The organism is Dryocola clanedunensis subsp. sulfonylureivorans, assembly GCF_016756775.1.
Taxonomy (GTDB): Bacteria; Pseudomonadota; Gammaproteobacteria; order Enterobacterales; family Enterobacteriaceae; genus Dryocola; species Dryocola clanedunensis.
In genome coordinates this window covers 162,774-184,094 of record NZ_JAERMU010000006.1, presented here as the reverse complement: position 1 = coordinate 184,094, position 21,321 = coordinate 162,774, and the positions used below count along the sequence as shown (strand labels likewise).

The window sequence follows — 21,321 nt, the reverse complement described above, 5'->3', positions numbered from 1 at the left end:
CTGGCGCTTATCCACCCTACAGGCCGACTGGTCAACGCCAATAAAAAAGGCCGCTTTCGCGGCCTTTTTACTCATCAACGAAACTTAGTCCTGCTGGGAGGACTGGATCGCCGTCAGCGCGATGGTGTAAACGATATCGTCTACCAGTGCACCACGGGACAGGTCGTTGACCGGCTTGCGCATGCCCTGCAGCATTGGCCCGATGGAGATCAGATCAGCTGAGCGCTGTACCGCTTTGTAAGTGGTGTTACCGGTGTTCAGGTCAGGGAAGATGAACACGGTAGCACGACCCGCAACCGGGGAGTTTGGCGCTTTGGATTTCGCAACGTCTGCCATCACGGCGGCGTCGTACTGCAGCGGGCCGTCGATCATCAGGTCAGGACGTTTTTCCTGTGCCAGACGAGTCGCTTCACGCACTTTCTCTACGTCGCTACCTGCACCAGAGGTACCGGTGGAGTAGGAGAGCATCGCTACGCGTGGCTCGATGCCGAATGCAGCAGCGGAATCCGCAGACTGAATCGCGATCTCTGCCAGCTGCTCTGCGGTTGGATCCGGGTTGATCGCGCAGTCGCCGTAAACGTATACCTGTTCAGGCAGCAGCATGAAGAACACGGAGGAAACCAGCGAGCTGCCCGGTGCAGTTTTGATCAGCTGCAGCGGTGGGCGGATGGTGTTCGCGGTGGTGTGAACCGCACCGGAAACCAGGCCGTCAACTTCGTCCTGCTCCAGCATCAGCGTGCCGAGTACCACGTTGTCTTCCAGCTGCTCGCGAGCAACGGCTTCGTTCATGCCTTTGTTCTTGCGCAGCTCAACCAGGCGGGCAACGTAGCTTTCGCGAACCACTTCCGGGTCAACGATTTCGATGCCTGCGCCCAGCTCAACGCCCTGCGCCGCAGCAACACGGGTGATCTCATCCGGGTTACCCAGCAGCACACAGGTCGCGATACCGCGTTCAGCACAGATTGCGGCCGCTTTCACGGTACGCGGCTCGTCGCCTTCTGGCAGCACAACGCGCTTGCCGGCTTTACGGGCCAGTTCGGTCAGCTGGTAGCGGAACGCCGGTGGAGACAGGCGACGGCTGCGCTCGGAGGTGGCGGTCAGGGATTCGATCCACCTGCTGTCGATGTGGCTTGCCACATATTCCTGCACTTTCTCGATGCGCTGATGGTCGTCGGTCGGCACTTCCAGGTTGAAGCTCTGCAGGCTCAGGGAGGTCTGCCAGGTATTGGTATCAACCATGAACAGCGGCAGGCCGGTGGCAAAGGCACGTTCGCACAGCTTGGTAATGCGCGGGTCCATTTCGTAACCGCCGGTCAGCAGGATGGCACCGATTTCAACGCCGTTCATCGCGGCCAGGCAGGCTGCAACCAGCACGTCCGGACGGTCTGCGGAGGTCACCAGCAGTGAACCTGGGCGGAAGTGTTCCAGCATGTGTGGAATGCTGCGCGCACAGAAGGTCACGGACTTCACGCGGCGGGTTTTGATGTCACCTTCGTTGATCACGGTTGCGTTCAGGTGGCGAGCCATATCGATTGCGCGGGTGGCAATCAGCTCGAAGCTCCAGGGTACGCAGCCCAGCACCGGCAGCGGGCTGTCGGCAAAGAGCTCTTTCGGATCGATGTTCGCAATGCTCGCTTTGGTGGAGTCATCGAAAATCTCGGACAGATCCGGACGGGTACGACCCTGCTCATCAACCGGGGCATTCAGCTTATTGATGATAACGCCGGTGATGCTGGTGTTTTTGCTGCCGCCGAAGCTGCTGCGCGCCAGTTCGATACGCTCTTTCATCTGTTCCGGGGTGTTGTTGCCCAGGGACATCACGAAGACGATTTCAGCGTTCAGGGTTTTGGCGATTTCGTAGTTCAGGGACTGGGCGAACTCGTGCTTACGAGTCGGCACCAGGCCTTCAACCAGCACCACTTCCGCATCTTTGCTGCTGGCGTGGTAGTTGGCGATGATCTCTTCCATCAGCACGTCCTGCTGGTTGCTGGAGAGCAGCGACTCAACGTGGGACATGTGCAGCGGCTCGGCCGCAGGGATGGTGGAGTTAGCACGCACGATGCTGGTGGTCTGGTCTGGCGTATCGCCGCCGGTACGCGGCTGGGCAATAGGCTTGAAGACGCTAAGGCGAACGCCTTTCTGTTCCATAGCACGGATAACGCCCAGGCTGACGCTGGTCAGGCCGACGCTGGTTCCGGTAGGGATCAACATAATAGTACGGGACACGGGATAACCTCTTTGTTGCACAAGCGGGGCTTGTGAGACTCAGAAAACAACACCGCCAGCTAAGGCTGGCGGCGGGAGAATCAGGCTGTCAGGCGAGATGCATCCTGAGCGATAACCAGCTCTTCGTTGGTCGGAATGACCACCGCCGGGCGGGTACCCTCTTTGTTGATGTAGCCAGACTTGCCGAAACGAGCGGCCAGGTTACGTTCGTGGTCAACTTCAAAGCCCAGAACGCCCAGTTTGCCCAGAGACAGTTCACGTACCATTGCCGCGTTTTCACCGATACCACCGGTGAACACTACCGCGTCCAGACGACCGTCCATCAGCGCAGTGTAAGAGCCGATGTATTTCGCCAGACGGTGGCAATAAACGTCCATTGCACGCTTAGCGTCAGCTTTGGTTTCGTAGTTATCTTCAACATAACGGCAGTCGCTGGTGACTTCGGTCAGACCCAGCAGGCCAGACTCTTTGGTCAGCATTTTGTTGATGTCTTCAACGCTCATGCCCAGGGAGTCGTGCAGGTGGAAGATGATAGCCGGGTCGATGTCACCAGAACGGGTGCCCATGACCAGACCTTCCAGCGGGGTCAGACCCATAGAAGTATCAACACATTCGCCGTTACGGATAGCAGAAACAGAACCGCCGTTGCCCAGGTGGCAAGTGATGATGTTCACTTCGTTTACCGGCTTGTTGAGCATTTTTGCCGCTTCCTGAGTCACATAGAAGTGGCTGGTGCCGTGTGCGCCGTAGCGACGAACGCCGTGCTCTTTGTACAGTTTGTACGGCAGGGCGTAGAGGTAAGATTCTTCCGGCATGGTCTGATGGAACGCGGTGTCAAACACGGCAACGTTTTTATCAGCCAGTTTCGGGAAGGATTTCAGCGCTTCAGCGATACCGATCAGGTGCGCCGGGTTATGCAGCGGTGCAAAAGAGGCAGAATCTTTGATACCCTGAATAACAGAGTCGTCGATAACGACGGAGCTGGTGTATTTTTCGCCGCCATGGACGATGCGGTGGCCGATTGCGGTCAGTTGCTCGGACAACTCTGGTTTTTGTGCCAGAATGGTATTAACCATATAGTTAAGAGCTTCACTGTGAGCGGCGCCTGCACCTAAAGCCGCTTCTTGTTTACCGCCATCCATTTTCCACTTGATACGGGCTTCAGGAAGATGGAAACATTCGGCTAAACCAGAGAGGTACTCGTCACCGTTTGATGCATCAATGATTGCGAATTTCAGTGAGGAGCTACCGCAGTTCAGAACCAGTACTAACTTACTCGACATGGAAGTACCTACTTTTACGTGGCTAAAAAAACGTCAGATAGTCTCTCAGCGTAGCGCATGAAGAGGCTGACATTTATGATTAACGTCATGCCAAAGTGGTTTTTCTGGCATGGCGAAGAAAGTCTCTTGAGTTTACGCCATTTTGCGCATTTTTTCGGCAAAGGCGAGTAGAGTGATAATTTGACAGGCGCGGGTTTCCCGGCTACGACCATCAAAAGCCGGCACAGGATAACCTCCGTGGCCCGTAAAGACAAAATATTTTGAATGATGTCATATAGAGTTGTTGTCTTGCACAAAAATTTTATTTTTTATATGTGAAGTTGAGGTAAAGCCATGTCGACACCCCAGAATAGCCACATAAGCTGGTTCAGCCTTTTTGGTCGTGGCCAGCATTATTCAAAGACCTGGCCCGTGGATAAACGCCTCGCCCCTATCTTTGTCGAAAACCGCGTGATCCGCGCCACCCGCTTTGCGATCCGCTTTATGCCTCCGCTCGCCATCTTCACGTTGACCTGGCAAATCGCCCTTGGCGGCCAGCCTGGACCCGCCGTAGCAACCGCACTTTTTGCCTGTAGCCTGCCGATGCAGGGGCTGTGGTGGCTGGGCAAACGCTCCGTGACGCCGCTGCCGCCAACCCTCCTGAGCTGGTACTACGAAGTGCGCGGTAAACTTGAAGAGGCCGGACAGGCGCTGGCACCCGTTGAAGGCAAACCAGATTATCAGGCACTGGCCGATGTGCTTAAACGCGCCTTTAATCAGCTGGATAAAACTTTCCTCGATGATTTGTAATTGCCGTACGGTTGCGCATATAAAGGAAGCCTGTTTTTTAGCAGGGTATTTTACTGCTTATTCTTTGCACTTTTTTCCATGACTACAGGAGCCAGAAATGGAAATGACTCACGCCCAGCGTCTGATTTTATCTAATCAGTACAAAATGATGACCATGCTTGACCCGGACAACGCCGAGCGTTATCGCCGTCTGCAAACTATCATCGAGCGCGGCTACGGCCTGCAGATGCGCGAACTCGACCGCGAGTTTGGCCAGCTGACCGAAGAAACCTGCCGCACCGTTATCGACATCATGGAGATGTATCACGCGCTGCACGTTTCCTGGACCAACCTGAAAGACAGCCAGAGTATTGACGAACGCCGCGTGACTTTCCTGGGGTTCGATGCCGCAACCGAAGCGCGCTTCCTGGGCTACGTGCGCTTTATGGTTAACGTTGAAGGCCGCTATGCGCACTTCGACGCGGGCACGCATGGCTTCAATGCCCAGACCCCGATGTGGGAAAAATATCAACGTATGCTGAAAGTGTGGCAGTCCTGTCCACGTCAGTATCACTTAAGTGCGAACGAAATCGCGCAGATTATCAATGCCTGAGGACAGACGTGTGGTGAAGTGTAAAGGTTTCCTGTTTGATTTGGACGGTACGCTGGTGGACTCTCTGCCGGCCGTTGAGCGCGCGTGGGTCAACTGGGCACAGCGTTTCGATATTTCTCCGCAGGAGGTGCTTGGCTTTATCCACGGCAAGCAAGCGATCACTTCACTGCGCCATTTTATGGCAGGGGCCTCTGAAGAAGAGATCCAGCAGGAGTTTCTTCGCCTTGAGAAAATTGAATCTGAAGACACCGATGGCGTCACGGCGCTGCCGGGTGCGGTTGAGCTGCTGACTCATCTTAACGAAGCGGGCATTCCCTGGGCGATAGTCACCTCTGGTTCGGTGCCGGTTGCCGCCGCGCGCCGCCTGGCGGGTGGTCTGCCGGAGCCAGAGGTTTTCGTCACCGCAGAACGTGTGGCACGCGGCAAACCAGAGCCGGATGCGTATTTGTTGGGCGCGCAGCTGCTGGGTCTTGAGCCGGAAGAGTGTGTGGTGGTGGAAGATGCCCCTGCGGGGATCCTTTCAGGTCTGGCGGCAGGTTGCCACGTTATTGCGGTAAATGCTCCTGCCGATACGCCTCGTCTCGAACACGTTGACTATGCATTGAAGTCCCTCACCGAACTGCTGATTCAGAAATTACCGGACGGTAATGTTGAAGTGCTAAGAAAACACTGATCCCATGATTTAACCCCGCACCGGCGGGGTTTTTTTATGGCATTCTCAGCGCATTCGCTTAGTTTTCGGAAAACAAGGACGCGTTTTGAATTCGGAATTGGTGTGGGTGTTATCGTTGTTGGGCATTGCCGTCGTGCTGTTTGCTACCGGCAAGGTTCGGATGGATGCCATTGCGCTACTTGTGGTTGTCGCCTTTGTGCTTAGCGGTACCCTGACGCTCAGCGAGGCGTTTTCCGGTTTCAGCGACCCGAACGTTATTCTGATAGCTGCCCTCTTTATTATCGGTGACGGGCTGGTGCGTACCGGCGTCGCCACTAAGATGGGATCGTGGCTGGTCAGCGCCGCGGGCAGCAGCGAAACCAAAATGCTGATCCTGCTGATGCTCACCGTCGCCGGACTGGGCGCCTTTATGAGCTCCACCGGCGTAGTCGCCATCTTTATCCCCGTTGTACTCAGCGTTTCCATGCGCATGAAAATCTCCCCGGCGCGGCTAATGATGCCGCTGAGCTTCGCCGGGCTTATCAGCGGCATGATGACGCTGGTCGCCACGCCACCTAACCTGGTTATCAACAGCGAACTGCTGCGCGAAGGGCTGCAGGGCTTCAACTTCTTTAGCGTGACGCCAATCGGTCTTGTCGTACTGGTGCTGGGCGTCGTGTATATGCTGTTCGCTCGTTTTGCGCTTAACGGCCAAAGCAAAGAAGACGGCAAGGCAGGGTGGAAGCGACGCACGTTCCGTGACCTGATTAAAGAATATCGTCTGACCGGACGCGCCCGTCGCCTGGCGATCCGCGCGGGTTCTCCAATGGTCGGTCGTCGGCTGGATGATTTAAAACTTCGTGAGCGTTACGGGGCCAACGTGATTGGCCTGGAGCGCTGGCGTAAATTCCGCCGGGTGATCGTCAACGTGACCGGGGTGACGGAGTTCCGCGCCCGCGACGTACTGCTGATCGATATGTCCGCCTCGGATGTGGATCTCAGGGAGTTTTGCACCCAGCAGATGCTGGAGCCAATGGTGCTGCGAGGAGACTACTTCTCTGACCAGGCGCTGGACGTGGGCATGGCGGAAGTGTCGATGATCCCCGATTCCGAGCTTATCGGGCAGACGCTTCGTGAAATCGGTTTTCGTACCCGCTACGGGCTGAATATTGTCGGGCTTAAACGCAACGGCGAGGCGCTGGAAGGTGTGTTAGTCGATGAATCGCTTCAGTTAGGAGACATTCTGCTGGTGGTCGGGGACTGGAAGCTCATCAGCCAGCTGAATCAGAAGAGCCGCGATTTCCTGGTGTTGAACCTGCCGGTGGAGGAGGGGGAAGCCTCACCCGCCCACAGCCAGGCGCCGCATGCGATTTTCTGCCTGGCCCTGATGGTTGCTCTGATGCTGACAGACGAGATTCCCAACCCCATTGCGGCGATTATTGCCTGCCTGCTGATGGGGAAATTCCGCTGTATTGATATGGAAAGCGCCTACAAGGCGATTCACTGGCCGAGCATCATCCTGATCGTCGGCATGATGCCGTTTGCGCTGGCGCTGCAAAAAACCGGTGGGGTGGATTTAATCGTCAGCGGATTAATGTCCTTCGGCGGCGGATACGGACCGTACATCATGCTGGTGTGCCTGTTCGTGATGTGCGCGGCTATCGGGCTGTTTATCTCCAATACCGCAACGGCGGTGTTAATGGCGCCGATTGCTCTGGCGGCGGCAAAATCAATGGGCGTTTCCCCTTATCCGTTTGCGATGATTGTGGCGCTTGCCGCTTCTGCCGCATTTATGACTCCGGTTTCCTCTCCGGTCAACACGCTGGTACTGGGGCCTGGAAACTATAAGTTCAGCGACTTTGTGAAGCTGGGCGTGCCGTTTACGGTGATTGTGATGGTGGTTAGCGTGGTGATGGTGCCGATGCTGTTTCCGTTTTGAGATGAATTTTGCTGGAAATGTCGGATGGCGCTAACGCTTATCCGACCTATGTTTCAGACCAATATTGTAGGGGGAGAAGCGCAAGCGTCATCCACCGGAATCGAAAGACCTAAAGCGGGGAATCCTGGCTGATTTCATCGAGCGACAGCTGGAAGCTTGGCACAAATACGTTCATAAAATAGTCCATCTCTTCGCTGTGCCGGTCAGCGAGCGTTTTTTCCAGACGGCTTTTTGCCAGCAGGAATTCATTGTTACCGGCGGACAGCTCTTCAAGGCATTTCAGGTAGGCGCATAGCGCATCGGCCTGTTTCACAATGGCTCTCTCTTCTTCGCTGCATTGATGTTCATCAATCAGCGGCGCCCAGATATCCCGCAGCTCCTGCGGTACCATATCAATCAGCTTCTGCTGGGCTATTTTCTCAATGGCTTTGTACTCATGCGCAATCTGAGAGTTGAAGTATTTCACCGGAGTAGGCAGATCACCGGTTAAGACTTCGCTGGCATCATGGTACATCGCGAGTAGCGCAATGCGTTCTGCGTTCACATTGCCATTGAATTTACGGTTTTTGATCGCCGCAAGCGCGTGGGCAACCATTGCTACCTGCAGACTGTGCTCCGAAACATTTTCAGTGCGTACATTGCGCATTAGCGGCCAGCGATTGATGAGTTTCAGGCGGGAAAGATGGGCGAAGAAATGGCTTTGACTCATGGGATCACCGATTTGTGCGTAGGGCGGGTAAACAGAGCGTCACCCACCGGAAAGAGGGTGGGCGACCACCCTGATATCTTAAATTACTGGTGGTAGTGGCCGAGGAAACGACCCAATTTGTTGATCGACATCTCCAGATCGTCCACGCGCGGCAGTGTGACAATACGCACGTGATCGGGCCATGGCCAGTTAAAGGCGGACCCCTGAACCAGCAGTACTTTTTCCTGAAGCAGGAAATCCAGCACCATTTTCTGGTCGTCGTGAATATTAAACCGCTTAGCGTCGATCTTCGGGAACATATACAGCGCGCCGCGCGGCTTCACGCAGGAAACGCCAGGAATGTCATTGATCAGCTCCCAGGCGCGGTTACGCTGTTCATACAGACGTCCGCCCGGAACGATAAATTCGCTAATGCTTTGGTAGCCGCCTAGCGCGGTCTGAATGGCATGCTGTGCAGGCACGTTGGCACACAGGCGCATAGACGCGAGCATTTCCAGCCCTTCTATATAGCCTTTGGCGTGCTTTTTCGGCCCGCTCAGCACCATCCAACCCTGGCGGAAACCTGCCACACGGTAGGTTTTAGACAAGCCGTTAAAGGTAATGGTCAGCAGATCCGGTGCCAGCGTGGCGATGGAGATATGCTCTGCTTCGTCATAAAGAATTTTGTCGTAGATTTCATCCGCGAAGATGATCAGGTTGTGCTGGCGCGCCAGCTCAACGATCTCCATCAGCAGCTCTTTCGAATAGACTGCCCCGGTTGGGTTATTCGGGTTGATAATTACGATGCCGCGGGTGCGGGGCGTGATTTTGGCGCGGATATCGTCGAGGTCCGGGAACCAGTCTGCGGATTCATCACACAGGTAGTGCACCGCTTTGCCGCCGGAAAGAGAGACTGCGGCGGTCCAGAGTGGGTAATCCGGTGCCGGGACCAGCATTTCGTCACCGCTATTCAGCAGCGCCTGCATAGATTGAACAATCAGCTCGGATACACCGTTGCCGATATAAATGTCTTCGACGGTTACGTCACGCATACCACGGGCCTGGTAATGCTGCATGATAGCCTTGCGCGCAGAGTACAACCCTTTCGAATCGCAATATCCTTGCGCGGTCGGAAGATTGCGGATCACATCGACAAGGATTTCATCCGGGGCGTCAAAGCCAAACGGCGCAGGATTGCCGATGTTCAGCTTAAGCACTTTATGGCCTTCTTCTTCCAGGCGTTTCGCCTCTTTAAGAACCGGACCGCGAATGTCGTAACAGACGTTATCTAATTTGCTGGATTTTTCGATAGGGGACATGAACCTTCGACCTTAAATGTTAGCGTTACTTCCTGCCGTGGAAGCAACCAGCCACCAATGTACTCCTGCCTGACTGAGATTTGAAGCGAGGCGAGTGAACAGGTGGCGTTGACGCATTGCTGATGAATAGTGAGAAAGCTATGTTAACCGTTTGGTTTGTGGAGCTTAATATTCTAAATTTGTAATTAGTTGGTGTATCAATCTCGCTCTGGCCTTTGTGCGTGATTTTATCCACTGATCTAACCTGGAGCGGCCAGGGGAGTCGTGGAGTGAGGTGACAGGGAGAGTGAGCAAAATATTAGAAAAAATGAATGTTCATGCAGCAAATTGAATAGCACAGGGGTGGCGTTAAGAAGATGTTTATAATAGTGGTCAAGGATGTGATTATTATATGCAGTGATAATAGTTAAGAGAGATTTATTATAGGGCGTGACAAAACCAGTACAAGTTAAGAATAATTTCGTGAGTGAAATGCGAAAAAAGAGAATAAGATCAGATAATTCGCATGTCATCTTATAAGTTTGCTTGGTTTGCGGTAAGATACCCCCTACGCAATAAGGTAGGTTTACAGTCTCTCTTTTTTGATAATCCCCTGTTTTACTGGCTGTTCACTGGTATCTGTTTGATAGCTCCTCTGCACTGGGCGCCTTGTCCTCCCGAGCTGGTGCTAAGCTGCCACCGTTTCATACATACGGTAATGAATAAATAAAGTAGTGTCAGAAGTGAGATTAAAATTATTACGTCATTTTAATTAAACATACTGGTATGACAAGACGATTATTTGTATGTTGTATTAGTTGGCGCGATATCCCGCAGTGATTTTCTCAAAATAGAGAACACACAGCGGAAATAAATATTAAAAAAACAGAGCGGCTGCCCGAATGGCAGCAGACGCCTTCATGGAACGTTCTGTAAATGGAATTGCTTTATCTCTTTGATAAATCACAGCAATAGAACAAGGGCAGACTCGTAAGAGCAACCTACTAGTGAAAAAATTATGATTAACGCAAATCGTCAGATACTTAATCTCGACCTCGATCTGCTGAGGACTTTTGTTGCGGTTGCCGATCTAAACACTTTTGCGGCCGCTGCCGCAGCGGTACGTCGCACTCAATCCGCCGTTAGCCAGCAGATGCAACGCCTGGAGCAGTTGGTTGGTAAAGAGCTCTTTGCACGTCACGGTCGTAACAAGCTGTTGACCGAGCACGGTATCCAGCTGTTGGGCTACGCACGAAAAATTCTCCGTTTCAACGATGAAGCCTGCACGTCATTAATGTTCAGTAATTTGCAGGGCGTGCTGACGCTTGGCGCATCCGATGAAACAGCGGACACGATTTTACCCTTCCTGCTTAATCGGATTAGCTCTGTCTATCCGAAGCTTGCGCTGGATGTTCGCGTCAAACGTAATCCTTTCATGATTGAAATGCTGAACCAGCAGGAAGTTGATTTGGTGGTGACCACGTCCAAACCTGCCCATTTCGACTCTATCGTTCTGCGCACCTCACCCACATTGTGGTACTGCGCGGCGGATTATGTTTTTCAGAAAGGGGAGGCTGTCCCGCTGGTCATGCTCGACGATCCCAGCCCATACCGGGATATGATGCTTGAATATCTTAATGCTGAAGGCATTCCGTGGCGTATTTCGTATGTTGCCTCTACGCTTTCTGCTGTACGTGCAGCGGTGAAGGCTGGTCTGGGTATCACTGCGCGCCCTGTAGAGATGATGAGTCCCGAGCTACGCGTTTTAGGGTCCGCAGATGGTTTACCGCCGATGCCGGACACCCGCTATCTGCTCTGTCGGGATCCGCACACCAGCAACGAAATGGCCCAGGCTATCTTCAGCGCGATGGAAACCAGCCCAAATCCCTACCGTTATGGCGAAACTTCGCCAGCAGGTGACGATCCGCTGCTCGCTGAGCGAGATACCGAGTAGTTTTGGGCATTTTGTTAGTAACAATTTGTTAGCTGTAAAAAACAGGCCGCTGAAGGGGATTTTCACTCCAGCGGCCTGTTTGTTTGCGATAAGTGCTGTTATTTATTTTTATCCAATAAAAAATATCTAGCAAACAATTAGTTAGTTGAAAGCGTGTATACTTCGCATCATTCAGCTTTGACAAGTTGAAAGTCCCGATAAATGTTAAAAAAAGGGCGGCAATGTTGCTCCTTTACAACGCGAATTAACAAAAGCGTGTCTCAGATCAAGAAAATACTCCCTATTAGGGGGAGGAATAGTTGTGATTTCCTGCCAAAATAGAGGGGCTGCATATTTTTCCATGCTTTACGGACACGATTCACCATCAGTCAAAGCTGATTAATAACTCAGTGACACCGAGTATTAACGCATTAATTGTTAATGAATTGACGTCGATGTAAATTAATGTGTGGATACTTTTGTTAAAGTTGACAAAAGGTTATAGAAAGGAGTAAAAAACCCCATCAATTTGCTGGTAAAATCTTATTTTCCGGCAGTTATTGTAAGGTTATTTGTTCCTCCCCATGAATCGATGTGGTGTCCGTCTGCAAGCCAAGTGCAGAGGTTTTTGGTGCCACTTTTGATGAGTAAGCAATGAGTATGTCAACATCCACTGAAGTTATCGCTCACCATTGGGCGTTCGCTGTGTTTCTTATTGTTGCTATTGGTCTGTGTTGCGTAATGCTGATCGGACCATGGTTCCTCGGCGGGAGAGCCCAGGGCCGGCACAAGAACACCCCCTTCGAGTCAGGTATTGACTCCGTTGGTTCCGCGCGTTTACGCCTTTCCGCTAAGTTTTACCTGGTGGCCATGTTCTTCGTGATTTTCGACGTGGAAGCCCTGTATCTCTATGCGTGGTCTACTTCCATTCGTGAAAGTGGCTGGATCGGTTTCGCGGAAGCCGCAATTTTCATTTTAGTGTTACTGGCAGGCCTGGTGTATCTGGTGCGTATTGGCGCGCTCGATTGGACTCCTGCGCGTTCGCGCCGCGCCCAAATCAACTCAGAAACCGACAGTCACACTAACCGTCATACGCAGTAACAGCGAGGCATTAAGATGGACTATACGCTCACCCGCATAGACCCCAACAACGGTGAGAACGACCGTTATCCCCTGCAAAAACAGGAAGTCGTAACCGATCCTCTTGACGCAGAAATTAACCGTAGCGTCTACATGGGCAAGCTCGAACATGCCATGCACGACATGGTTAACTGGGGACGCAAAAACTCTATTTGGCCATATAACTTTGGCCTTTCTTGCTGCTATGTAGAGATGGTGACCTCGTTTACCGCCGTGCATGACGTGGCCCGTTTTGGTGCAGAAGTACTGCGTGCGTCTCCTCGTCAGGCTGACCTGATGGTGATTGCCGGTACCTGCTTCACCAAAATGGCTCCGGTTATTCAGCGCCTTTACGACCAGATGCTTGAGCCAAAATGGGTTATCTCCATGGGGGCTTGTGCCAACTCAGGCGGCATGTACGACATCTATTCTGTCGTGCAAGGTGTGGATAAATTCCTGCCAGTTGACGTTTACATCCCAGGCTGCCCGCCGCGTCCGGAAGCCTACATGCAGGCGCTGATGCTGCTGCAAGAGTCGATTGGGAAAGAGCGTCGCCCGCTGTCGTGGGTTGTTGGCGATCAGGGCGTTTACCGCGCCAATATGCAGTCCGAGCGCGAGCGTAAGCGCGGCGAGCGAATTGCAGTGACCAATCTGAGGTCGCCTGACGAAATTTAATTTGCGCCTGTCGCCCGCACAACACAGCTTCGCATATCAATAATATTAGCGCGGAGCTGCTGGCCGACAGTCATTACAGAACCATTTGCAATGGTGAGAAATATGACCGATTTAACCGCGCAAGACGCCGCCATGCCAGCCTGGCAGACAAGGGATCACCTGGACGATCCGGTAATTGGCGAATTGCGTAACCGTTTTGGGCCGGATGCTTTCAGCATTCAGCCAACCCGCACCGGGGTACCGGTAGTCTGGGTGAAGCGAGAACAGCTACTGGAAGTCATCGATTTCCTGAAAAGATTGCCGAAGCCTTATGTCATGTTGTTCGACTTACATGGCATGGACGAGCGTCTCAGAACTCACCGCGACGGTTTACCGGCCGCGGATTTTTCCGTTTTCTACCACCTGATTTCTATCGATCGCAACCGCGACATCATGCTCAAGGTGGCCTTCTCAGAAAACGATCTGAACGTGCCGACAATCACCAAACTCTTCCCGAACGCCAACTGGTACGAGCGTGAAACCTGGGAAATGTTTGGCATCACCTTTACCGGCCACCCGCACCTGACGCGCATCATGATGCCGCCTACGTGGGAAGGGCACCCGCTGCGTAAAGACTACCCAGCTCGCGCCACCGAATTCGATCCGTTTGAGTTAACCAAACAGAAAGAAGATCTGGAGATGGAAGCGCTGACCTTCAAGCCTGAAGACTGGGGCATGAAGCGCAGCAGCGAACATGAAGACTTCATGTTCCTGAACCTGGGTCCAAACCACCCGTCCGCACACGGTGCATTCCGTATCATCCTGCAGCTCGACGGTGAAGAGATTGTCGATTGCGTACCGGATATCGGCTATCACCACCGTGGCGCTGAGAAAATGGGCGAGCGCCAGTCCTGGCACAGCTACATTCCGTACACCGACCGTATCGAGTATCTCGGCGGCTGCGTGAACGAGATGCCATACGTGCTGGCCGTTGAGAAACTGGCGGGCATCAAGGTGCCTGAGCGCGTTGATGTTATCCGCGTCATGCTCTCCGAGCTGTTCCGTATCAACAGCCACCTGCTGTATATCTCCACGTTCATTCAGGACGTTGGGGCGATGACGCCGGTGTTCTTCGCGTTTACTGACCGTCAGAAAATCTACGATCTGGTTGAAGCGATTACCGGCTTCCGTATGCACCCGGCGTGGTTCCGTATCGGCGGTGTGGCGCACGATCTGCCGAACGGCTGGGAACGTCTGCTGAAAGAGTTCCTCGAGTGGATGCCGAAGCGTCTGGCCGAATACGAAAAAGCGGCGATTCGCAACACCATCCTGAAAGGCCGTTCTCAGGGCGTTGCGGCTTACGGCAAGAAAGAAGCGCTGGAGTGGGGCACAACAGGTGCAGGCCTGCGCGCAACCGGCGTCGACTTCGATATCCGTAAAGCCCGTCCTTATTCTGGCTATGAAAACTTCGACTTTGAAATTCCAGTGGGCGGTGGCATCAGCGATTGCTACACGCGTCTTACTCTAAAAGTCGAAGAGCTGCGCCAAAGCCTGCGTATTCTTGACCAGTGCCTAAAAAACATGCCTGCTGGCCCGTTCAAGGCGGATCACCCGCTGACCACGCCGCCGCCGAAAGAGCGCACGCTACAGCATATCGAGACCCTGATTACTCACTTCCTGCAGGTTTCCTGGGGCCCGGTCATGCCGGCCAACGAATCCTTCCAGATGATTGAGGCAACCAAGGGGATTAACAGTTACTACCTGACCAGCGACGGCAGCACCATGAGCTACCGTACCCGCATTCGTACCCCGAGCTTTGCGCACCTGCAGCAAATCCCGGCGGCGATCCGCGGCAGCCTGGTCTCTGACCTGATTGTCTATCTGGGTAGTATCGATTTTGTCATGTCAGATGTGGACCGCTAACTATGCACGAGAATCAACAACCACAAACCGAAGCTTTCGAGCTGAGTGCGGCTGAGCGTGAAGCGATCGAGCACGAGAAACACCACTATGAAGATGCTCGCGCCGCGTCCATCGAAGCGCTGAAAATCGTTCAGAAGCAGCGTGGCTGGGTGCCGGACGGGGCAATTTACGCCATCGCTGACGTGCTGGGCATTCCTGCCAGCGACGTCGAAGGTGTTGCCACCTTTTACAGCCAGATTTTCCGCCAGCCGGTGGGCCGCCACGTGATTCGCTACTGCGACAGCGTGGTTTGCCACATCACGGGCTACCAGGGCATTCAGTCCGCTATCGAAGCGAAGCTGAATATCAAACCGGGCCAGACCACGTTTGATGGTCGCTTTACCCTGCTGCCGACCTGCTGTCTGGGCAACTGCGACAAAGGGCCGACCATGATGATTGATGACGATACTCACAGCCATCTGACGCCGGAAGCGATCCCTGACCTGCTGGAGCAGTATAAATGAAGACGATTATTCGTACTGCCGAAACCCATCCGCTGACCTGGCGGTTGCGCGATGACAAACAGCCGGTATGGCTGGATGAATATCGCAGCAAAAACGGTTATGAAGGTGCGCGTAAAGCATTAACCGGTATGGCGCCGGACGACATTGTTAACGCCGTAAAAGACGCGGGCCTGAAGGGCCGCGGCGGCGCGGGCTTCTCCACTGGCCTGAAGTGGAGCCTGATGCCGAAAGACGAATCCATGAACATCCGTTACCTGCTGTGTAACGCCGATGAAATGGAGCCGGGCACCTATAAAGACCGCCTGTTGATGGAAGAGCTGCCGCACCTGCTGATCGAAGGCATGCTGATTTCCGCCTTCGCGCTGAAAGCGTACCGCGGCTACATCTTCCTGCGTGGCGAATACATCGAAGCGGCAGCGAACCTGCGCCGTGCGATTGCCGAAGCGACTGAAGCGGGCCTGCTTGGCAAAAACATTCTCGGTTCTGGTTTTGATTTTGAACTGATCGTGCACACCGGTGCCGGGCGTTATATCTGCGGTGAAGAAACCGCGCTGATTAACTCCCTGGAAGGCCGCCGCGCGAACCCACGTTCAAAACCGCCTTTCCCTGCTTCCAGCGGTGTCTGGGGTAAACCAACCTGCGTCAACAACGTGGAAACGCTGTGTAACGTACCGGCGATTCTGGCGGACGGCGTGGAGTGGTACCAGGGCATTGGCGGCGGCTTGAGCAAAGACGCCGGCACCAAACTGATGGGCTTCTCGGGCCGCGTGAAAAACCCAGGACTCTGGGAATTACCGTTCGGCACCACCGCCCGTGAAATCCTTGAAGATTATGCGGGCGGCATGCGCGATGGCCTGAAATTCAAAGCCTGGCAGCCGGGCGGGGCAGGGACAGACTTCCTGACCGAAGCCCACCTCGACCTGCCGATGGAATTTGAAAGCATCGGTAAAGCAGGCAGCCGTCTGGGTACGGCGCTGGCGATGGCCGTGGACCATGAAATTGGCATGGTGCCGCTGGTGCGTAACCTGGAAGAGTTCTTTGCCCGCGAGTCCTGCGGCTGGTGTACACCTTGCCGTGACGGTCTGCCGTGGAGCGTAAAAATTCTGCGCGCGCTGGAGCGTGGCGAAGGCCAGCCAGGGGATATCGAAACGCTCGAGCAGCTGTGTCGTTTCCTCGGTCCGGGTAAAACCTTCTGTGCGCACGCGCCGGGTGCGGTTGAGCCATTGCAGAGTGCGATTAAATATTTCCGCGAAGAATTCGAAGCAGGCATTGCCAAACAGGATCTCGGAAATCTGCGTGCCATCGGTGGCATTCAGCCGAACCTGTTAAAAACGCGCTGGTGATATGGCCCCTCACCCCGGCCCTCTCCCCAAAGGGGCGAGGGAGTAAAACGGGCGGTGAAGGTCGCACAAGAATTTTTGATTAACGCCTGAGGTTACTCAGGCCAACTGGAAGCATGCTGACTATGGCTACGATTCATGTAGACGGCAAAGAATATGAGGTCAACGGGGCCGACAACCTGCTAGAGGCTTGTCTCTCCCTTGGGCTCGATATTCCTTATTTTTGCTGGCACCCGGCGCTGGGCAGCGTCGGTGCTTGCCGCCAGTGTGCGGTGAAGCAATATCAGAACGCAGAAGATACCCGTGGTCGCCTGGTGATGTCCTGTATGACACCGGCTTCAGACGGTACGTTCATCTCTATTGATGACGGCGAAGCGAAGCAGTTCCGTGAAAGCGTTGTGGAATGGTTGATGACCAACCACCCGCACGACTGTCCGGTCTGTGAAGAGGGCGGCAACTGCCACCTGCAGGATATGACCGTGATGACCGGTCATAGCTTCCGTCGCTATCGTTTCACCAAGCGTACGCACCGCAATCAGGATCTCGGCCCGTTCATCTCTCACGAAATGAACCGCTGTATCGCCTGCTACCGCTGTGTGCGTTACTACAAAGATTACGTAGACGGCAAAGATCTGGGCGTCTATGGCGCTCACGACAACGTCTACTTCGGTCGCCCGGAAGACGGTACGCTGGAAAGCGAGTTCTCCGGCAACCTGGTAGAGATTTGCCCGACCGGCGTTTTCACCGACAAAACCCACTCCGAGCGTTACAACCGTAAGTGGGATATGCAGTTCGCACCGAGCATCTGCCAGCAGTGCTCTCTGGGCTGTAACACCAGCCCTGGCGAACGTTACGGTGAACTGCGTCGTATCGAAAACCGCTACAATGGCACGGTCAACCACTACTTCCTGTGCGACCGCGGTCGTTTCGGCTATGGCTATGTGAACCTGAAAGATCGTCCACGCCAGCCAATTCAGCGCCGTGGCGACGATTTGATTACCCTGAACGCCGAGCAGGCGATGCAGGGCGCGGCAGATATTCTGCGCCAGTCGAAGAAGGTTATCGGTATCGGCTCCCCGCGTGCCAGCGTTGAAAGCAACTTCGCGCTGCGTGAGCTGGTGGGCGCTGCCAATTTCTATACCGGCATTGCGGCAGGGGAGCAGGCTCGCCTGCAACTGATGCTTAAAGTGCTGCGCGAAAGCGGAGTTCATACTCCTGCGCTGCGTGAAATCGAATCCTACGATGCGGTACTGATCCTGGGTGAAGATGTCACTCAGACCGGCGCTCGCGCCGCGCTGGCAATTCGTCAGGCAGTGAAAGGTAAAGCACGTGAAATGGCAGCGGCACAGAAAGTGGCTGACTGGCAGATCGCGGCAATCATGAACATCGGCCAGCACGCGAAGCATCCGCTGTTTGTCACCAACGTGGATAACACCCGCCTGGATGACATCGCAGCATGGACCTACCGCGCACCGGTTGAAGATCAGGCTCGCCTGGGCTTTGCGATTGCCAACGCGCTGGACAGCAACTCTCCGGCAGTCGAACTGGATCGCGACCTGAAAAACAAGGTCGACGTGATTGTTCAGGCGCTGGCGGGTGCGAAGAAGCCGCTTATCGTTTCTGGTACTAACTCCGGCAGCGAAGCGGTGATTCAGGCTGCGGCGAACGTCGCGAAAGCGCTGAAAGGTCGCGGTGCCGACGTGGGGATCACCATGATTGCCCGCGCTGTGAACAGCGTTGGTCTGGGCATGATTGGCGGCGGCTCTCTTGAAGAGGCGCTGAGCGAACTGGAAAGCGGCGCAGCCGATGCGGTTGTGGTGCTGGAAAACGATCTTCACCGTCATGCTTCCGCCGCTCGCGTCGATGCTGCGCTGTCTAAAGCGCCGCTGGTGCTGGTTATCGATCATCAGCGCACGGCGATCATGGACAAAGCGCATCTGGTGCTCTCTACCGCAAGCTTTGCGGAAAGCGACGGCACGGTCGTCAACAACGAAGGTCGCGCCCAGCGCTTCTTCCAGGTTTATGACCCGTCCTACTACGACAAAAACGTCGCGATGCTCGAAAGCTGGCGCTGGCTGCACTCTCTGCACAGCACCGTTCAGAGCCGTGAAGTGGACTGGACGCAGCTCGATCATGTTATCGACGCCTGTGTGAAAGCCCTGCCGCAGCTGGCCGGCATTAAAGATGCCGCGCCTGATGCGAGCTTCCGTATTCGTGGTCAGAAACTGTCTCGTTCGCCGATTCGCTCAAGCGGTCGTACGGCAATGCGCGCTAATATCAGCGTGCATGAGCCGCGTCAGCCGCAGGATAAAGACACGATGTTCGCCTTCTCTATGGAAGGGAACAACAGCCCGCTGGCCGACCGCCAGCAGATCCCGTTCGCATGGGCACCAGGCTGGAACTCGCCGCAGGCATGGAACAAATTCCAGGCCGAAGTGGGCGGCAAGCTGCGCCACGGCGATCCGGGCGTGCGTCTGATTGAAGCAGCGGACACGGGGATCGATTTCTTCACTACCGTTCCGGAAAGCTTCCAGGCAGAAGAAGGCAAATGGCGTATCGCGCCGTACTACCACCTGTTCGGTAGCGACGAGATGTCCCAGCGATCGGAGGTCTTCCAGAGCCGCATGGTCACACCACACATGACTCTCAACCCGGCAGACGCCGCGAAGCTTGGCGTGAATGCCGGCCAGCTGATCTCCTTCAGCTACGAAGGCCAGACGCTAAGTTTGCCGCTGCAGCTGTCCGAAGGTCTGGTAGCAGGGCAGGTTGGTCTGCCAATGGGCATGCCTGGCATTGCCCCGGTACTGGCCGGTGCCCGTCTTGAAAATCTGCAGGAGGCTGCGCAATGAGTTGGTTAACACCGGATGTTATCGACATTCTGCTTACCATCCTCAAAGCGGTGGTTATCCTGCTGGTCGTCGTTACCTGCGGCGCGTTCATGAGTTTCGGTGAACGTCGTCTGCTCGGTCTGTTCCAGAACCGTTATGGACCAAACCGCGTTGGCTGGGGCGGCTCGCTCCAGCTGGTTGCCGACATGATCAAGATGTTCTTTAAAGAGGACTGGATCCCGCGCTTCTCGGATCGCGTGATCTTTACTCTGGCACCGATGATCGCCTTCACCTCGCTGCTGCTGGCCTTTGCTATCGTGCCGGTCAGCCCAAGCTGGGTGGTTGCGGATCTGAACATCGGTATCCTGTTCTTCCTGATGATGGCAGGACTCGCGGTTTACGCCGTGCTGTTCGCGGGCTGGTCAAGTAACAACAAATACTCCCTGCTGGGCGCAATGCGTGCATCCGCGCAGACACTGAGCTACGAAGTGTTCCTTGGTCTTTCCCTGATGGGCGTGGTTGCTCAGGCGGGATCGTTCAATATGGGCGATATCGTCAACAACCAGGCGCACCTGTGGAACGTCATCCCGCAGTTCTTCGGCTTTATAACCTTTGCGATTGCGGGCGTGGCGGTGTGTCACCGTCACCCGTTTGACCAACCGGAAGCCGAGCAGGAACTGGCCGATGGCTACCACATTGAATATTCCGGTATGAAATTCGGTCTGTTCTTCGTGGGTGAATACATCGGTATCGTCACCGTCTCCGCCATGATTGTGACGCTGTTCTTTGGTGGCTGGAATGGCCCGTGGTTACCACCGTTCATCTGGTTCGCGCTGAAAACCGCGTTCTTCATGATGATGTTCATTTTGATTCGCGCAGCGCTGCCTCGTCCTCGTTATGACCAGGTGATGTCGTTTGGCTGGAAAATCTGCCTGCCGCTGACGCTTGTCAACTTGCTGGTGACCGCCGCGGTCATTCTCTATCAGGCACCATAAGGGGTGAAAAAACCATGACATTGAAAGAGTTAGTGGTTGGTTTCGGCACCCAGGTACGCAGTATCTGGATGATCGGTCTGCACGCCTTCGCGAAACGCGAAACGCAGATGTATCCGGAAGAACCAGTGTATCTGCCGCCGCGCTACCGTGGCCGTATCGTGCTGACGCGCGATCCGGACGGCGAGGAGCGTTGCGTTGCCTGTAACCTGTGTGCGGTTGCCTGCCCGGTTGGCTGTATCTCTTTGCAAAAAGCAGAGACCAAAGACGGCCGCTGGTATCCGGAATTCTTCCGCATTAACTTCTCACGCTGCATCTTCTGCGGCCTGTGCGAAGAAGCCTGTCCAACAACGGCGATTCAGCTGACCCCGGATTTCGAACTGGGTGAGTTTAAGCGTCAGGATCTGGTTTACGAAAAAGAGGACCTGCTGATTTCCGGTCCGGGCAAATACCCGGAATATAACTTCTACCGGATGGCAGGCATGGCAATCGACGGCAAAGATAAGGGCGAAGCGGAAAACGAAGCCAAGCCTATCGACGTCAAAGGCCTGTTACCTTAAGG

17 protein-coding genes are annotated in these 21,321 nt (G+C 54.5%); 13 read left to right on the top strand and 4 right to left on the bottom strand.

What is annotated here, in order from left to right:
• Nucleotides 1-84 precede the first annotated feature (84 nt).
• Both pta and ackA read right to left on the bottom strand, forming a co-directional pair.
• The gene (gene pta / locus HYQ67_RS07990) at nt 85-2,226 is read right to left on the bottom strand and encodes a phosphate acetyltransferase (protein ID WP_202303114.1); all 2,142 of its coding nucleotides are present in this window, start codon (nt 2,224-2,226) and stop codon (nt 85-87) included.
• Between the two features lie 80 nt (nt 2,227-2,306).
• Nucleotides 2,307-3,509: an acetate kinase gene (gene ackA, locus HYQ67_RS07985; protein WP_202303112.1), complete on the bottom strand. Its 1,203-nt coding sequence runs from the start codon at nt 3,507-3,509 to the stop codon at nt 2,307-2,309.
• 333 nt (nt 3,510-3,842) lie between these two features.
• On the opposite strand from ackA, the gene yfbV reads away from it, so the two are divergent.
• From yfbV to HYQ67_RS07965, 4 genes are all read left to right on the top strand, one after another.
• Nucleotides 3,843-4,298 carry a terminus macrodomain insulation protein YfbV gene (yfbV, locus tag HYQ67_RS07980; RefSeq protein WP_202303110.1) on the top strand — a complete coding sequence of 152 codons (456 nt, stop codon included), beginning with the start codon at nt 3,843-3,845 and terminating at the stop codon, nt 4,296-4,298.
• A 97-nt stretch (nt 4,299-4,395) separates the two neighbouring features.
• The gene (locus HYQ67_RS07975) at nt 4,396-4,890 is read left to right on the top strand and encodes a YfbU family protein (protein ID WP_202303108.1); all 495 of its coding nucleotides are present in this window, start codon (nt 4,396-4,398) and stop codon (nt 4,888-4,890) included.
• Entirely contained in the window at nt 4,883-5,563 is a 681-nt protein-coding gene (locus tag HYQ67_RS07970; RefSeq protein ID WP_202303106.1) for a sugar phosphatase, read from the top strand. The genes HYQ67_RS07975 and HYQ67_RS07970 overlap by 8 nt, the downstream gene beginning before the upstream one ends.
• A gap of 85 nt (nt 5,564-5,648) precedes the next feature.
• On the top strand, nt 5,649-7,481 hold the full coding sequence (locus tag HYQ67_RS07965; RefSeq protein WP_202303104.1) for an SLC13 family permease: 1,833 nt from the start codon (nt 5,649-5,651) through the stop codon (nt 7,479-7,481).
• A 109-nt stretch (nt 7,482-7,590) separates the two neighbouring features.
• On the opposite strand, the gene yfbR is transcribed toward HYQ67_RS07965, so the two are convergent.
• Together yfbR and alaA are read right to left on the bottom strand one after the other, a co-directional pair.
• Nucleotides 7,591-8,190 (bottom strand): 5'-deoxynucleotidase, encoded by a 600-nt coding sequence (gene yfbR / locus HYQ67_RS07960; protein WP_202303102.1) that lies wholly within the window; start codon nt 8,188-8,190, stop codon nt 7,591-7,593.
• Between the two features lie 83 nt (nt 8,191-8,273).
• Entirely contained in the window at nt 8,274-9,488 is a 1,215-nt protein-coding gene (gene alaA / locus HYQ67_RS07955; RefSeq protein ID WP_202303100.1) for an alanine transaminase AlaA, read from the bottom strand.
• Between the two features lie 997 nt (nt 9,489-10,485).
• On the opposite strand from alaA, the gene lrhA reads away from it, so the two are divergent.
• The 9 genes from lrhA (at nt 10,486) to nuoI (ending at nt 21,319) form a co-directional block, all read left to right on the top strand.
• Nucleotides 10,486-11,421 carry a transcriptional regulator LrhA gene (lrhA, locus tag HYQ67_RS07950; protein ID WP_202303098.1) on the top strand — a complete coding sequence of 312 codons (936 nt, stop codon included), beginning with the start codon at nt 10,486-10,488 and terminating at the stop codon, nt 11,419-11,421.
• 633 nt (nt 11,422-12,054) lie between these two features.
• Nucleotides 12,055-12,501, top strand: coding sequence for an NADH-quinone oxidoreductase subunit NuoA (gene nuoA, locus HYQ67_RS07945; RefSeq protein WP_202303096.1), 447 nt, complete (start codon nt 12,055-12,057; stop codon nt 12,499-12,501).
• A 15-nt stretch (nt 12,502-12,516) separates the two neighbouring features.
• Complete coding sequence (locus HYQ67_RS07940; RefSeq protein WP_202303094.1) at nt 12,517-13,194, top strand: NuoB/complex I 20 kDa subunit family protein; 678 nt, start codon at nt 12,517-12,519, stop codon at nt 13,192-13,194.
• 90 nt (nt 13,195-13,284) lie between these two features.
• Entirely contained in the window at nt 13,285-15,096 is a 1,812-nt protein-coding gene (gene nuoC, locus HYQ67_RS07935) for an NADH-quinone oxidoreductase subunit C/D (protein WP_202303092.1), read from the top strand.
• Nucleotides 15,097-15,098: 2 nt separating this feature from the next.
• A complete protein-coding gene (gene nuoE, locus HYQ67_RS07930) occupies nt 15,099-15,599 on the top strand; it encodes an NADH-quinone oxidoreductase subunit NuoE (protein ID WP_202303090.1) in 501 nt (166 codons plus the stop codon).
• Nucleotides 15,596-16,942 (top strand): NADH-quinone oxidoreductase subunit NuoF, encoded by a 1,347-nt coding sequence (nuoF, locus tag HYQ67_RS07925; protein WP_202303088.1) that lies wholly within the window; start codon nt 15,596-15,598, stop codon nt 16,940-16,942. The genes nuoE and nuoF overlap by 4 nt, the downstream gene beginning before the upstream one ends.
• A 122-nt stretch (nt 16,943-17,064) precedes the next feature.
• Nucleotides 17,065-19,788, top strand: coding sequence for an NADH-quinone oxidoreductase subunit NuoG (gene nuoG / locus HYQ67_RS07920; protein WP_202303086.1), 2,724 nt, complete (start codon nt 17,065-17,067; stop codon nt 19,786-19,788).
• Complete coding sequence (gene nuoH, locus HYQ67_RS07915) at nt 19,785-20,762, top strand: NADH-quinone oxidoreductase subunit NuoH (protein ID WP_202303084.1); 978 nt, start codon at nt 19,785-19,787, stop codon at nt 20,760-20,762. The genes nuoG and nuoH overlap by 4 nt, the downstream gene beginning before the upstream one ends.
• Before the next feature lie 14 nt (nt 20,763-20,776).
• Complete coding sequence (nuoI, locus tag HYQ67_RS07910) at nt 20,777-21,319, top strand: NADH-quinone oxidoreductase subunit NuoI (RefSeq protein ID WP_202303082.1); 543 nt, start codon at nt 20,777-20,779, stop codon at nt 21,317-21,319.
• The last annotated feature ends 2 nt before the right edge of the window (nt 21,320-21,321 follow it).